Genomic DNA, 12,540 nt, shown 5'->3' on the forward strand with positions numbered 1-12,540 from the left:
CGGTGACCATGCGAATGGCACGGTCCCGGAACGACTGTGGGTACTTGCTCGGCATGTTCCAATCCTCCTCGTATCAGGATCGGAACGAAACCCAGGGCGCTTCAGTCATCGGTGTGTTGTTCTCGGTGCTCGCGGCCTACGCCATCGGCATCGGTCGCATCCGCATGCGCACGGGCGTCCTCGCCATCTTGCTGCTGGCGACGATGATCCCGCAGGAGGCACTGATCTACCCCCTGTTCTACATCGCTCAAGCGACAGGGACGCTCAACACGATCTGGTCAGTGATCATCATCTTCATCGTCCTGCAGGGAGCGTTCGGAACGTACCTCCTCTCCGGTGTGCTCGGCACCTTCCCGAAAGAGCTGCTCGAAGCAGCTCGCATGGACGGTGCGGGGCGCTGGCGCATCCTCTGGACCGTGGTCGTCCCGGTGATCCGCCCGACCCTGTCGGTCCTGATGGTCTTTTTCTTCATCTGGACCTGGAACGAGTTCTACATCCCCGTCGTCCTGCTCAACGACCAAAGCGCACAGACCATCCCCATCGCCCTGGCCACCCTGCGCGGCCAGCACACCGTAGACATGACAGTCGTCAACGCCGGCTCGTTCCTGTCCCTGATTCCCACCATCCTCTTCTTCCTCATCTTCCAGAGAACCCTGAGCAACGGCGTCACCGCCGGTGCCGTGAAGTAACCAAGGAGCATCTTTGTTCGACATCTTCACTCCGACCCGCATGCAGCGCGGCATCACCACTCGCACCTTCAATGCCGAGAACCCCGAGGGTCGCAAGGGAGCCGCGGCGCAGGCGGCCTCCCGCCTCGGAACCGGACGGAAGGGATCCCCAGCAGTCGACCTGCAGCCCGGCCAGGAGCTGGTCCTCGCTGACGTCGCGGGCCCTGGGATCCTCCGTCACCTGTGGATCACGTGCAACGCGATCACCGAGGCGAACCCCTTCGTCTATCGCAACCTGGTGATCAAGATGTACTGGGACGACTCTGCCGAGCCGTCCGTCGTCGCACCTCTGGGCGACTTCTTCTGCTGTGGCGGCTCCGTCTCGAGCAGAGTCGAATCGCTGCCGATCGTGGTCGCCCCGAACTCCGGGTTCAACGCGTTCATCGCCATGCCGTTCCGAACCAGGGCCCGCATCGTCATCGAGAGCCAGCACCCCGACACCGTCAAGGGATTCTTCTACCAGGTCGACTGCACCACCGGAGACGAACTCAGCGAAGACATGGGCTACTTCCACGCCCAGTGGCGGCGCACCAACGGCGACGCCGGCAAGGGCAACGACCACGTCGTACTCGACACCGTGAAGGGACGAGGCGTGTACCTGGGCTCCTTCTTCACCGTGACGTCCCTGGAGCGGTACTGGTGGGGCGAGGGAGAGATCAAGTTCTTCATCGACGGGGATCAGCAGTGGCCCTCCCTAACCAGCACCGGCCTTGAGGACTACGTCGGCGGCTCGTGGGCCTTCCAGGACGGTCTCCAGAAGGATCCCGAGCCCGTGCCCGGCACGTACTCTAGCCATTCCTTCGGCTTCACCCGCGTCGCCACGAAGGAGACCACCAAGTTCTCCAACTACGAACGCGCGATGCCGCCGCAGTTCGACATGTACCGCTGGCACACACTCGACCCGATCCACTTCGCCGAAGACCTGCGCGTCACCCAGCAGATGATCGGTGACTGGGACAACGGGCTCTTCGAGCGCAACGACGACATCGCCAGCGTCGCCTACTGGTATCTCGATCACCCGACCGGTGTCGATGGAGCAATCGGCAGCGCCGAGGACCGCAGGCCGCGCTGAGCCACCCCGGGGGCCAGTGCCTCAGCACTGGCTCCCGGGGGTGCGGCGGTACGTCTCCGCTCACGCAGTGCGACGCCTCCGACTATTGAGAGACCCTCAGGCAGTCTTCGCCTAACGGCCGTCAGGGCGGTGTGCCAAATAGGTCGAGCCCAAGGACTCCTGAAGCTCTTCCGATCCTAGCGGGATTTTTCAGCACTCTCCCAGGAATGCGCTAGGAATCCCACTCCACCGGAAAGACCCCATGAAGCTCACCGCCGCACGACCGAACGCGCCCACCGTCGTGGTGATCGGGGAATCGCTGATCGACATTGTCACTGGACAATCCGGGAAACACTCCATTCATCCAGGTGGAAGTCCGCTGAACGTGGCGGTTGGCTTGGCGCGGCTTGAGGTTCCCACAGAGCTGGCCACACGCATCGGCGACGACCCGAATGGCGAGGTGATCAACAGTCATCTTGCGGATGCGGGTGTCACTCTGCAGTCAGGGAGCCGCGGAGCAGTGCGGACGTCAACGTCCCACGCAAGCATCGGGGCTGACGGCTCCGCTACCTACGACTTCGATATCGGCTGGGACCTCCGGGAGGTGCACGTGGAAGCCCCACTCGCAGTCCACACCGGGTCCCTTGCCACGATCCTCGAGCCGGGCGCGTCGAGGATCGACGAGGCCCTACGTCGGCTCCCAGAAAAAACGCTCATCAGTTTCGACCCGAACATCCGGCCCTCACTGGCACCACCGCGCGAGACCACCCGAGCGCGCGTGGAGAACTTTGCCTCGCTAGCCCACATCGTGAAGATGAGTGAGGAAGATGCGGCTTGGCTCTACCCCGGCACGGAGCCTGGTGCTCTCGCGGAAAGATTCGCCTCACTTGGAGTCCTGCTATTTGTGCTCACACGTGCCGAACGCGGATGCGTGATCGCATCAAATAACACCTTGAGACGCCTGCCCGCCGAACCTGCAACTGTCGTAGACACCGTCGGCGCGGGAGACGCATTCATGTCGGGTCTGATCTATGAAGCCATCCGCTCCGGCGCCGCCAACCAGCTGACCGGGAAAGCGGTTGAAGCGGAGCTCATCGATGCCTGCGCGCAAACCGCACTGAGAAGCGCAGCGATCACCGTTTCCCGTGCTGGAGCAAACCCGCCGAACCGTCGCGACTTAGCTAGATAAACTTGTGACGCGGACAAGTTCCGATGCAATTTTATCTCTCGAGCGCGGCCGCGGCCGCACCTGGCTTCACGGGGTCCGTCGGATCCACGATCTACGGCCCCAAACCACGCTGTCCGGGGTACAGGTCGCAGAACTCAGCGGTGAGCCCCGCAGTGGCTGTTGAAACAGGCTGGTGATGACCAAAGCGTGGGGCACGGAGACGACGCTCGGAGATCGTCCGGTATGGTGACGCCCGGCGTATTTGACCGGTTGTATCGAGCTCAATCCGAGGTCAAGCTCACGGGCGGCAGCCAGTCCGCACCGAGCAGCTGGGCGATGTCGGTGAGGCCATCGGTGTCTCCACCCACGGTGTCGGAAGCCGCGGCAATGCGTTCCACCATCACCTTGCTGACCGTTTCCTCCACCGTGCCCTGGGCATAGGCGATGTGCCACGGCGAGACCTGCTGGTCTCGGTGGGTGCGGCCGGTGACCTGCCGGCCCGCGATGCCCGAGAAACGAGCTTGGTGGAACACGCCCACCCGCGGCTCGGTGCTCGCCTGGCGTCCGCCCTCGAGAGTCTCGCCGGCGTGCAGGCTGATCGAGGCGACCGTGGTGAACACGCAGACCTTCGCCTGCCCGGTCTGGAACCGGAGCCGTTCGGCCTCGACGTCGAACCGTCCCTGCCCGTAGATCGTGGCCACCTCAAGGCCGGAATCGCGCAACCGTTCGGCGATCGGGTCGGCAGCGGTACCGACGAACTCGACCGAGCACGCCACCTGTCGCCCGGCCTCGACCTGCTGGGCGATCCAAGCGACCGTGGAGTCGACGCGGATCAGCCCGGCCTTCTGGCGGAAGCGCAGCAGCGCTGCGCGACCCTTGGCGGTGTTGCGGCCGCGCCGGGCGATGTCCATCTCGCGGCAGAACTCGCCCCATTCGGCCTCGTACGCTTCCCGTTCCGCCGGGGTGAGCGTCACCGGCATCCCGGAGATCGGCACCGGACCCCACGGCGCCGCGCGGTGCAGCATGGCCGGCGGCCGCTGAACCTCGAGCCAGCCGCGCACCCGCGCGAGATCCGCGGCGCGACGCTCCGCGTCGGTGGTCCACGTCGCGCCGTAGCGTCCCCGCTCCACGCCCACCCCGTGGCGTTCGAGCGCGGCGGCGAACGTGGCGCCCGGCTGGGACGCCGAGGTCCACTCCTTCATGGTCTCCCCGTGCGCCTGCGCGTAGGCCGGGGCCAGGTAGGGCAGCTCGAGCGGCGTGTGACCGGGAGTCGCGGTGGTCGCGATGACGAACGGCGCCTTGTTATGCGACTTCCCGTGCCCTGAGATCCGTGCCCAGAGCTTCCACCGCTTCGTCGTGGTCCGCCGCAGCGCGTGGGCCTCGTCCGCGATGATGACGTCCCACGTGTGGCCCGTGACCTTCTCCAGGCGGTCCCACGTGGTCACCACCCACTCCAGACCGCCGTCGCCCAGCGCTGTGATGGTGCGGCACCAGTGCCCGATCGTGATCGCCGCGGGCCGGTCGGCGACGACGAGCACCCGCTCGGCGCCGCGCAGATCGCCCACTGCTGTGGCTCCGAGCACGGCGGAGATCGTCTTGCCGACGCCGGGCTCGTCGGCCAGTAGAAACTGCCGCCCACCTGCCGCGGCGTGTTCCGCGATCGCGTCGGCCGCCTCGTATTGGTTCTGGCGTGGTTCGAGGTCCTCGGCCGGCTCGGCGGTGGGTGCGGGATCGTCGGGGTTGAGGGTGTTCTCAAGGAACCTACCGAGGGTGTGCGGTCCGGGAGCGTAGGGCGCGAGATGCTCGGGCAGCGAGCGGCCGACGTAGAGGTGCATCTTCACCGCGGGGTGCCAGGCGGCATTGTCGACTTGGGTGCCGTAGGGGACGTCGAGCACCCAGAGCCGCTCGCCCGGACCAACGAAAGGCAGTGGCCGCTGCGACTGGCTCGACGCTTTCCGGCGCGGGGACCTGCTGCATCGACGCGTGCTGGATCGGCGAGAGCTGGGCATCTACCGAGGTTATCGATGTTCGTACGGTGACCTGGGCGGCTCGCCCAGGGTGCCCGTCGCGCTCACCGCTGCTGAAGCTCGTTCCGGGCGGTCTCGAGCACGGCGTCCGTGAGCGCATCGAGCAGGGCCGACGGGGTCTTCGCCACCTGCCAGTACAGGGCAGAGGTGACCGGGGAGCCGCCGAGCGCGAGGAGCTCTCCACTGGCGAGCAGAGGTTCGGCCTGCATGGTCAGCAGCATGCCCCAGCCGAGCCCGGCCACTACCGCCTCGGCGAGTTCGTGCGTGGAGGGGACCAGGTGGCGCGGAGCCGATGACGGGTCCACGTCCTGTCGGCGCAGCCAGGTCGCCTGCAGGTCATCATTCGCGTCGTAGTCGATCCGTGGCGCTCGGGCGAGAACCTCCGGGCTCACGGGGCCCGCCGTGCTTTCTGCCCAACGTTCCCGCCACCGCGGAGACGCGACCGCGACGTAGACGATGCTACCGAGCGGCAGCGAGCGATATCCGGGCGGGGCCGATCGGGCGGAGGTCACGGCTGCCATGGCAGCACCGGTGGTGAGCAGCCGCGCGGTCTCGTCCTGATCCTCCCGCTGCAACTCCAGCTGCGCATCGTGCTCCCGGGAGAACTCCGTCAATGCCCGCAGGAACCAGGTGGCGAGCGAGTCCGAGTTCACCGCGACCCCGATCCGGGGCAGCTCGCCCGGCGTCTCGAGCCCCAGCTCTGCGCCGGCCTCGTGCTCGAGGAGTGCGTGGCCGCGCGCGAAGCGAACCACCACCTCTCCGGGCGCGGTGAGCCGCACCGGCTTCGCGCGCACCAGCAGGCGCTGGCCCAGGTGCTGTTCGAGCAGCTTCACCCGTTGGCTCACCGCAGAGGGCGTCATGTGCTGGCTGCGGGCGGCGGCCTCGAGTGTCCCCGCCTCCGCCACGAGGCGAAGGGTCTCGGCGAGAGCGGGGTCAATGCGCATGCTCCGCATGGTAGATGAAGCACTCCTACAGCGAATGTAGAAATGATTGCTGGCGCTTCATCGGGAACGGTTCTAGCGTCGATCGGGTGATTATTGCTCTGCACGGCCTCCTCACTGGCCTCACCTTGATCGTCGCCATCGGCTCCCAGAACGTGTTCGTGCTGCGCCAAGGGATCCGGCGCGAGCACGTCCTGGCTGTGGTGGCGGTGTGCATCGGCTCGGATGCCGTGCTGATCCTGGCCGGTGCCGGCGGGCTCGGCGCCCTGGTGCGGGCCGTGCCCGAGGTGGTCGTCGCCGCACGCTGGACCGGCGTCGTCTTCCTGCTCGGTTATGCGGTTCTGGCCGCGCGCCGGGCGCTGCGCGGTGGGGAGTCCATGCAGGCCGACGAGGCCGGGCGGGGGAGCAGGTTGCGCCCCGTTCTCGCTACGGCACTCGCGCTCACCTGGCTGAATCCGCACGTCTACCTCGACACCGTCCTCCTGCTCGGCTCCATCGCCTCCACCTACGGAGCGCAGGCTTGGCTGTTCGCCTGTGGGGCCCTGGTCGGCAGCACGATCTGGTTCACCGCGCTGGGACTCGGGGCACGCCGCCTGGGGCGGCATCTCACCAGCCCCCGGTCGTGGCGGGTGCTCGACGGTGCGGTCGCGCTGACCATGCTGATGGTCGCGGCGCTGCTCGCCGTCGGGTGAGGCCGGTGTGTCAGTGGGCGCCGGGATCGGGCCCTGTGATGCAGGGGACCAGGTCTGGAGGCACGAGCGTGGCCGCCGTGGGCTCGGGCGGTCCGGCCCCGCCCGTCATGCTGCGGGGTCTCCCGCCGGCCGGCTCCGAGAAGTACGTGGTCGAGATCGAGACGGCAGATCGTGGCCTGGCCGGCAGCTGTACGTGCCCCTTCGCCGAGGAGGAGGGATTCTTCTGCAAGCACATGGTCGCCACCATGCTGTCGTGGACCGCGGAGGAGGCAGACCACGCAGCAGCCGACGACGCGACGAATCCGCAGCAGACCGAGGGAGGCAACTACCCCGACCCGTCGGCCGCCGAAGACGAAATTCTGAGCAGATTCCTCGCCCAGCAGCCACGGGACTGGCTGGAGGAGGAACTGCTGATGTCGGCACGGCGCGATCCGTTGCTCCGCGCGCGACTCCTGGTCGGTGTAGGACTTCCCGCTGACACGGCGTTCAATGAGACCTTGATGCAGAACGCACTCGTCAACGCCTTCTCGATCGAGCATTTCGTTGGCTACCACGAGGCAGGGGACTACTTCTGGGGCACCGGGCAGGTGCTCGAGGAGGTCGACCAGCTCGTGGACGAAGGGTTCGCCGCCTCCGCGGCACGCCTCGCCCTGTTCTCCCTCGATCTGGTCGAGGAATTCGGAGGGCAGGTCGATGACTCCGACGGCGGACTGATGGCCGTGATCGAGCAGATCGACGAGATCCACCTGCGGGCGAGCCAGGCCTCGCGGCCCGATCCGGAGAAGCTCGCCGCAACCTTGGTCGAGCGGGCGGTGGCCAGCGGCTACGAAGTCTTCTATACCGCAGCTGGGCAGTACGCCGAGATCCTCGGGGAGCGAGGCCTTGCCGCATACCGCGACCTCGTCGAGCAGCGTTGGCGGGAACTGGGGCGGGGAGGGATCGCTTCGACGGCGGTCGCTTCAGCGCGACTTTCCTTCGCGAGCAGGCAGCCGAGGTCATCGGCGGCGCCGACGCTCTCGTGGAGGTGCTGCAGGAAGACGCCGAGAGCGGATACGACTACCTGCGCATCGCGCGAGTGCTGCATGCCGAGGGGCGCAACGAGGAGGCGTTGGAATGGATCGGGCGCGGGCTCGAGTCCGATGACGGCGATCCGCGGCTGCGAGGACTCGCGGCGGATAATCACCGCGACGCGGGACGCGTGGAGCTCGTCGGGGAGCTTCTCTGGAAGAACTTCGAGGAGCGACCGGGCAGCGTCACCTACCGGGAACTCAGCAGCGGCACCCGGGCGGATTTCTCACGATGGCGCGATCGGGCGCTCGCCGTGCTCAAAGACCTGGCCGCCGGCGAGCACGCCCGCAGGCAGGACTGGTCGGATGTCGTCTCCGTCCTGCTCTGGGAAGGCGACGCCGAAGCCGCCCGGGACGCGGCCAACGAAGGCGGTTGTCGGCAGGAGCTGTGGCTGAACGTGGCGCGCGAGCGGGCCAAGGCCCACCCCTTGGACGCCCTGCCCGTCCTGCTCCGCGAAGCCGAGCGCAGCCTCGAGGGCGGCACTCGCCCTGCGTATCGCCATGCCGCAGCTCTTCTCCGTGAGGCTCGCCGCCTTGCGCAGCGCACTGACGGGCTCGAGGAGTTCGATCATCACGTCCGCCAGGTGCGCGAGCGCAATCGGCGCCGGCCTGCCCTGCAGGACGAGTTCACCCGAGCGGGACTGCCACAGGCGAAGTGAGGCGAGACCGGTTGTGTCGACCGGACGACGGACTCGGAGCTACTCGAACAATCTGGGCGCTTCGCCCGACGGACCGCCGCAGGCGCCGCTCTCAGGAATCCGATCGGGAGAAGCGGTTGGTCATATGGTTGCTCGCAGTGAAGAGCACCTCGCCCAGCAGAGCGTCCGTCGCCGTGCGGATCTGTTCGGCGATCTCGGTGTTCGCCGCGGCGAGCAGGCCCGGCACCGTGGCTGCGTCGGCTTCCTGTGCAGCCAGATCCGCCGCAAGCACAGCCGCGTGGCCCAGCGCGAGGGTGCGCTGCTGGTACCGCTCGATCGCGGGGACCACCTCCCCGTAGTGGGCGTCGGCCAGGGCCGCGATGATCCGCGAGGTCCAGTAGAAGCTGTCCGTGCTGACCCGTGCCTCGGTGGTCGTGAGGTACGTGGGTGCCTCCTCGACGTTCGTGAACATCGGGATCAGCGTGTTGAACGGATTCGAGGCGTAGGAGACCCACTGCAGTGCGCGGTAGGACTCCGGCAGGTCCGGGCGGATCTGCAGGATCGCGAGGGCGTTGTGGCGGTTGATGCCGATGGGGCGGAACGCGCGGCGCTCGGCGTCGGTGCCGCGGGGTGAGTACGGATCGAACACGGTGCCCTGGTAGTGGGAGCTCAGCACGTCCTTGACGTCCTCGATGGTGAGCAGGCGCTCGGGGGGCCGGCTCCACGGGAGGTCGTCCGAGTCCGGACTCGCCCCGGGCCGGCCCGCGTCCCAGTCCTCGCCGGCGGGGCTGAGGGTGCGCTGCATGTACCAGGCACGGGGCGTGTTGTAGACGTGGTCCGAGTCGGTGTGGGAGCCGAAGGCCTCGCGGGGGTTGAATACCGCGGGGGAGCCGTCGCCCGCTCCCAGGGTGAGGTCCAGGTGGTGGGTCGCGAGGAACTCCCGCAAGTCCGGGCTCGCGAGATGGTCGCGGCCGGGGCCCTCCGCATCGTCGAGGTCGAAGGAGTCGATGCCCAGCTGGTTCGGCATCGTCACGTAGTGGTCCTCCGGGACGCGCCGCGCGATCCAGTGGTGCCCGCCCACCGTCTCCAGCCACCAGATGTCCTGCTCGTCGCTGAACGCGATCCCGTTCATCTCGTAGGTGCCGTGCTCCGCGAGCAGCGCCCCCAGCCGCTCCACGCCCTCCCGCGCGGAGCGGATGTAGGGCAGGGCCAGGGTCACGAAGTCCTCCTCGCCGAAACCGCCCGGCGTGTCCGTGCCCGGATCGTGCTCGACCAGCGGATCCGCGCCGAGCACCCGCGGGTTGCTCGTGATCGTCTCCGTGGCGCTCATCGCGACGTTCGCCGCGTTGATGCCGGCGCAGCCCCAGATCCCCTCATCCGGGAGGGCGTTGGGGATCGCGGTGTAGCGCAGGGGATCCTCCGGCAGCGTGATCGTGCGCTTGCCGATCACGGAGGTGTAGCTGCGGGGCTGGTCGGCCGGGTGCACCACCACGACCCGCTTCGGGTCGAAGCTTCCGTTGCCGGAGTCCTCGGTGCGGGCGACGAGGGGAGAGCCGTCCGCGCTTGCACGGCGGCCGACGAGGAGGGTGGTGCAGGGCATGGGGTGGGACTCCTTCGACGGTGGGTGCGGCGCTCAGCGTCCACCGTAGTCCTCCGCGCGCGGAACGCGGTGTGGCGCTTGTCCTGCGATGAGTAAGCACGAAGGCAGAGCTCACAGACCCGGGAGGGTTGATCCGGCAATGTCGTAGAGGGAACTCGGCTCGGTGTCAGTTGACGAACTCTGCGAGAGCGCGCGAGAGCCGGGAGCGGCGCGGAGCGGCGATCGACGGATCTGCGGAAGGCAACTCGGCGGTGGCGCTCGGAGCAGGATCCGTGGATGCGCGCTTCGCTTCGCGCTCGGCGACCTTCGCCGAGTACTTATCAACATGCTTTTGCGCGTCAGCTTGCTCCTTGCGCGCGGATCTCAGGGCATCTCGAGTCCCGAGACGACCGATGGCGCCGAGCACTGGAATCGGCACCCTCCGCGGTTTGAGTCCCACTCGGATGTGGTGGGCCTCGGGGATCGACGTGATCGCCAGCAGGATGAGCACGCACGCCATAACAGCCATCGGCACGGCGAGCGGCCAAAAGTTGAACCAGGCGAGGAGAAAGACAAAGACGAAATATGAGCCGACGGTAATGTGGATGATGACGGCGGATATGACGTCGACTGCGCCCGCGGACCGCTTCAGCTGGCTGTCCGTCACGACGAGACCGAGTACACCTACGGCGACCCCGGTGCCGAGTGCGAACGTCGCCGGGACCGCATCGCCCAGTGGGGGAATCACGTACCAGCGAGACAGGACGGCGGCGACCGGCCCCGAGAGGACCATGGCCGCAACGAGCATGACGCCGACAGCGAGAACAGCCCGCCATGCCGACGCCGTCGGCCACCTCTCCAGACGGACGATCTGTTCCATCGCCCGCTTCTTGCGCTCCTGCGCGAAGCCGAGGAGGGTTTCGTCGTCACCCACCTCAAACGTGCCGATGACCGTACTGATCGCCAGCTGCAGGCTGTAGATCGGGATCACGACGAGGAGAAGGCCGCTGTCCTCCCGCGAGTGCGCGGAGTGGAAGGAGACCGCGAGGATTGCCGGTCCGACCGATACCACCGCCACCAACGAGATGACGCTCAGCATGCTCCGAAGCTTGGACTCCTCGGCGCCGTCCTGGTGGACGATCTGACCGGTCACGATGGCGATGAAACAGGCGAGCTGCACCGTCGCCACGACGCCCAATGCCCCCATCACCACGTCCCGCGCCCCACTCCCGAGCATCATGAGGAGTTCGTCGGCGCCTATCGTCGGTGCCGACGTGAACTCGTTCCAGACGATCAACACCAGGACGACGAAGCCGGCGGAGATGACCCCGACGCACACGATCTGCATCAGCGCGATGAGTCGCCAGTCACGGCGACCGACTTCCCGTACCTGAATCGTCGTTGCGTTGTCTGCCATGGGGTCCCCTTCGTCATGTTGTCGAGCCGACGCCGCCCGTATGCGCGGACGAGCGCAGCTCCATCTGCCGCTGGAGGCTACGGCGTGGGGGCGACACCCGACAGGCTGAGCCTCAGCTGCACCAGCACCCACCCCGGCACGCCCATGACTGCACAAACAGACGCAACACCTTGAATCGTGCCGAACCTGTGCAAATCAAGTCGGAGCTCAGTGACGAGATGTAGGGTCAGCGGTTCGCCGCGCACTATGCGGTTCGCAATGGGAGGAATGGGATCGCGCGGTCGACGCGACCCTCGCTGGGGAGATCACCGGGGCGTCACAATGGTCGCTCACCCTCGCAATACCTGCTGGAACCGATCACGCAGAAGCGGATCTACGACGTACACGAAAGTTCCCCGCATTCCGCGAGTGAGAAGTACCCGGTAGATGTTGGTGATGTAACGCAACAGGTCATCGTCAGTGGTGTCACGGCGACGCATCCCGTTGTTCTGCTTGCCCTTCGTGTCGAAGTAGCTGTCCTGATCGGCCGCCAGCATGCCACTCTTGGGATCGACCCGCAGGTCTCCGCCGATGATGACGCCTGCGTAGTTGAGGTCATACCCCTGGACGGTGTGGATAGAGCCGACTTCCTGGAGGGATGTCTTCGAGGCGATCCAGTCGACGTCGGTGACGTTCCAATCCAGGGCCAATCCATCGAGCTCGATATCATGCTCACCAGACTTGTTCTTGCTCCGCCACTTCCACGCGTAGCCGGCCACGAGCCGTGCAAGCCCGTATTCGGCGTCTCGCTCATGGACACGCTTGTGCATGGCGCCGAGGTCGTCGAAGATCTCGAACTCGTAGTCCCCGAGGTCGGGGGCGCGAGATGGAGGGTTGTCGGAGATGAGGGCACGGGCGAACTTCAGGTACTCCTTGCCGCCTTTCACGCGCATCTGGGTGTCGAGAGGGTAGAGGCGCTTCTGCTTTCGTGTCTCGGCAAGGACGCTCTCAAAGACTTCGGGTTCGATGTCGATCGGTCGCACACTCTGCGCTGTGTCGAGCAACAGGATCGTGTGGCGGGCGCGCTTGCGAATCCAGTCGAGCTGGTTGATCGAATAGTCATCTTCCCCGAAGAGGCGACGAGTGATTTTGAAGCGCCCTGGGTTTCGTTCCGATCCTGATACGAGGAGGATTGGAACATGCCGAGCAAGTACCCACAGTCGTTCCGGGACCGTGCCATTCGCATGGTCACC

The 12,540-nt window shown here is 66.7% G+C and carries 10 protein-coding genes and 1 pseudogene; 6 read left to right on the forward strand and 5 right to left on the reverse strand.

What is annotated here, in order from left to right:
* The 3 genes from ACFQRJ_RS12675 to ACFQRJ_RS12685 all read left to right on the forward strand — a co-directional run.
* Window positions 1-689, forward strand: a 689-nt coding sequence (locus ACFQRJ_RS12675; RefSeq protein WP_377019505.1) for a carbohydrate ABC transporter permease, incomplete at its 5' end; no start/stop codon positions are given.
* 13 nt (window positions 690-702) lie between these two features.
* Complete coding sequence (locus ACFQRJ_RS12680) at window positions 703-1,800, forward strand: glycoside hydrolase family 172 protein (protein ID WP_377019506.1); 1,098 nt, start codon at window positions 703-705, stop codon at window positions 1,798-1,800.
* A gap of 241 nt (window positions 1,801-2,041) precedes the next feature.
* Window positions 2,042-2,968 carry a carbohydrate kinase gene (locus ACFQRJ_RS12685; RefSeq protein WP_377019508.1) on the forward strand — a complete coding sequence of 309 codons (927 nt, stop codon included), beginning with the start codon at window positions 2,042-2,044 and terminating at the stop codon, window positions 2,966-2,968.
* A 260-nt stretch (window positions 2,969-3,228) separates the two neighbouring features.
* Here the strand turns inward: ACFQRJ_RS12685 and ACFQRJ_RS12690 are convergent, their stop codons facing one another.
* Complete coding sequence (locus ACFQRJ_RS12690; protein WP_377019509.1) at window positions 3,229-4,842, reverse strand: helicase; 1,614 nt, start codon at window positions 4,840-4,842, stop codon at window positions 3,229-3,231.
* Between the two features lie 176 nt (window positions 4,843-5,018).
* Window positions 5,019-5,918 carry an ArgP/LysG family DNA-binding transcriptional regulator gene (locus ACFQRJ_RS12695; RefSeq protein WP_377019510.1) on the reverse strand — a complete coding sequence of 300 codons (900 nt, stop codon included), beginning with the start codon at window positions 5,916-5,918 and terminating at the stop codon, window positions 5,019-5,021.
* A 14-nt stretch (window positions 5,919-5,932) separates the two neighbouring features.
* Between ACFQRJ_RS12695 and ACFQRJ_RS12700 the strand changes: the two genes are divergently transcribed.
* From ACFQRJ_RS12700 to ACFQRJ_RS12710, 3 genes and pseudogenes are all read left to right on the forward strand, one after another.
* Window positions 5,933-6,607 carry a LysE/ArgO family amino acid transporter gene (locus ACFQRJ_RS12700; protein WP_377019512.1) on the forward strand — a complete coding sequence of 225 codons (675 nt, stop codon included), beginning with the start codon at window positions 5,933-5,935 and terminating at the stop codon, window positions 6,605-6,607.
* Window positions 6,608-6,714: 107 nt separating this feature from the next.
* Window positions 6,715-6,849, forward strand: a pseudogene (locus ACFQRJ_RS12705) (SWIM zinc finger domain-containing protein); the annotation flags it as partial.
* A gap of 776 nt (window positions 6,850-7,625) precedes the next feature.
* Window positions 7,626-8,333: a hypothetical protein gene (locus tag ACFQRJ_RS12710; protein ID WP_377019517.1), complete on the forward strand. Its 708-nt coding sequence runs from the start codon at window positions 7,626-7,628 to the stop codon at window positions 8,331-8,333.
* Between the two features lie 91 nt (window positions 8,334-8,424).
* Here ACFQRJ_RS12710 and ACFQRJ_RS12715 read toward each other — a convergent pair whose 3' ends face one another.
* The 3 genes from ACFQRJ_RS12715 to ACFQRJ_RS12725 all read right to left on the reverse strand — a co-directional run.
* Window positions 8,425-9,912 (reverse strand): C69 family dipeptidase, encoded by a 1,488-nt coding sequence (locus ACFQRJ_RS12715; protein ID WP_377019514.1) that lies wholly within the window; start codon window positions 9,910-9,912, stop codon window positions 8,425-8,427.
* Between the two features lie 166 nt (window positions 9,913-10,078).
* Complete coding sequence (locus tag ACFQRJ_RS12720) at window positions 10,079-11,308, reverse strand: hypothetical protein (protein WP_377019515.1); 1,230 nt, start codon at window positions 11,306-11,308, stop codon at window positions 10,079-10,081.
* Between the two features lie 329 nt (window positions 11,309-11,637).
* The coding region (locus ACFQRJ_RS12725; protein ID WP_377019516.1) for a DNA/RNA helicase domain-containing protein at window positions 11,638-12,540 on the reverse strand (903 nt) is incomplete at its 5' end.

The organism is Brachybacterium sp. GCM10030252 (assembly GCF_042666535.1).
GTDB lineage: Bacteria > Actinomycetota > Actinomycetes > Actinomycetales > Dermabacteraceae > Brachybacterium.